Genomic DNA, 2,104 nt, shown 5'->3' with positions numbered 1-2,104 from the left:
AGTACCAGCGTACGGCCCACAGAATGATGTCACGCTGAAAATGCCGGCCTTTGAATGGGTTCATGTGCAGCTCCATCAGCAAAAGGGGATGATAAGTTTATCACCACCGACTATTTGCAACAGTGCCACATTTTCTATCTTCGATGAGTTACGAGTTAGAATTCAAAGAAAAAACTCTGAAGAATTTTGACAAATTTAGTTGTAATAAGAGTGATTGTAAATAAATAATCTATTGTGCTTAAGCTAATTTCTTTTCTACATTTACAACTTTAAGTTAGCGAAGATCTGTTGAACTGAGTCCTGAAAATGTGAATAGGCTTGCTGCCATGATATTTGTTTGTCCCCGAACACCATAGGAACAACAAAATTATTAAACCTGGCTTTATAGAGTGGATTACGACTTAATTCATTTAAACCAAATAACAATTCAGCAATCGGGTCTTCAACCATAAGAGTATGCTGACGACCATAACGCTCAATATCAGTTTTTATAACTTTAGTAGCTAAGTGCCCTAAATAAACAAAATCTTGTGGTTTACCATAGGTAATTTTAAAGTAGTCATACACATGTCGAACTAATGATTCATCATCAGCTCTTTCAGCATTTCTAGCAAAGGCCGCTGTACGCCTTAAAATTGCTATCAGCTTCTCGATACTGGTACTGACAATTGTGACGGAGGGAAAAGCATCGACTGGCTTCCCTTTCTTAGCCAAGTCATACACAAACGAGGTGATACTTCTAGATTCAAAAGGCTCAAGTAAGTCTGTTTCAACTAATTCCAATTTAATGAATGGTCGTAAACAGGGAGCTTGGTTGAAATGCTGAGGATATCGAATTAATAATTCCATATAACGATATTCATCCCAGACAACTGGTTCCTCTTCAATTGTAAAGAAATCAGATTGAGAGATTTTGTCTTGTACTTGATGAAGCAATTGTTTACGTACAACTTTAGCTTTAGAGCGACTTAATGCAATATTTGGTTTTGGAACTATTTTAATGTCCACATCTTCAGACATCCGATTTAACTGAATATTTGCTTTAGCTAAAGAAGTTCCACCAGCAAAAACCAAGTCATGCGTTTCAAATTCTAGAGACTGTAATAGTCTCAATAACTCGACAACATAGTAATCTTTTTCAACAATAGAAGTTGCACCAATACCAAGTGCATCAGCGACATCTGCAAACACATTTTTTATATCAGGCATTAATTTGGCTACGACCTACAGACAATTGGCGTGTAAAACGACGCGGGGTTTTAATTTGAGTAAAGGCTGGAATCTGGGTGGATTGACCAGATAAATATTTTTCCGTAGCCTCTCCTAACGTAACCTGCACATCCAATCTTTTTAATGCCTCTAAGATCACTGCATCCGCGCCTTCTGGACAGGCTGGCATTACTTTGCCGGTAATTTGATTTTTTCTTGCTTTGGTATAAATACCATAACCAACTTTAATTAGCTCACCTTCTTGAACTAAGTTTCGCAGAACTCTTCCAATTTGGTCATAATTCGCAATGTCATTAAAATCATCACGCATAAAAACATAACGTTTTGAGCGTTTGATGCGCATTTGCATTTTCGCTTTAGTTGTCATCGCATCTCCCTTATACATCAGTTTTCACATACCTTTAAACTAGCAAAAATACGACATTTTGTCGAGCAAAAATACGACATTATACTAGATGAGACTGTAGATAAATTACTCAGGAAGACAACTTTGTCTGATCTGACAGTTCTTGGTTGAGTTGCAGAATTCTATTACTCTATTACATTAAACAGCTGTAGATAACTACTTATGATCCAGAATTGGTTATCAAGCACCCTGATTACATAATAATCATAAGTTATACAACTTACACAATTTATGTGTCAGGAACCTGTCCACTTATGTACCTCTAAACACGTACGTGTTTTTATGGCACTGTTGCAAAGTTAGCGATGAGGCAGCCTTTTGTCTTATTCAAAGGCCTTACGTTTCAAAAACTCTGCTTACCAGGCGCATTTCGCCCAGGGGATCACCATAATAAAATGCTGAGGCCTGGCCTTTGCGTAGTGCACGCATCACCTCAATACCTTTGATGGTGGCGTAAGCCGTCTTCAT

General features: G+C 37.6%; 3 protein-coding genes and 1 pseudogene. 1 reads left to right on the top strand and 3 read right to left on the bottom strand.

All coding sequences use genetic code 11. The features are described 5' to 3' along the window. Window positions 1-190 (top strand): hypothetical protein (locus FTT63_RS15950; protein ID WP_373684859.1); only part of this gene is annotated, 190 nt, incomplete at its 5' end. A gap of 71 nt (window positions 191-261) precedes the next feature. Here the strand turns inward: FTT63_RS15950 and FTT63_RS15315 are convergent. The 3 genes and pseudogenes from FTT63_RS15315 to FTT63_RS15305 form a co-directional block, all read right to left on the bottom strand. Continuing rightward, complete coding sequence (locus FTT63_RS15315) at window positions 262-1,209, bottom strand: nucleotidyl transferase AbiEii/AbiGii toxin family protein (RefSeq protein ID WP_120376155.1); 948 nt, start codon at window positions 1,207-1,209, stop codon at window positions 262-264. Continuing rightward, on the bottom strand, window positions 1,202-1,597 hold the full coding sequence (locus FTT63_RS15310; protein WP_120376154.1) for a DUF6088 family protein: 396 nt from the start codon (window positions 1,595-1,597) through the stop codon (window positions 1,202-1,204). The genes FTT63_RS15315 and FTT63_RS15310 overlap by 8 nt, the downstream gene beginning before the upstream one ends. Before the next feature lie 375 nt (window positions 1,598-1,972). After that, window positions 1,973-2,104: pseudogene (locus FTT63_RS15305) on the bottom strand (IS6 family transposase); the annotation flags it as partial.

It is taken from the genome of Acinetobacter sp. C15 (assembly GCF_013420645.1).
Lineage (GTDB): Bacteria > Pseudomonadota > Gammaproteobacteria > Pseudomonadales > Moraxellaceae > Acinetobacter > Acinetobacter indicus.
Note: the sequence above shows the minus strand (reverse complement) of the source record. Positions and strands in the feature narration are given on the sequence as shown.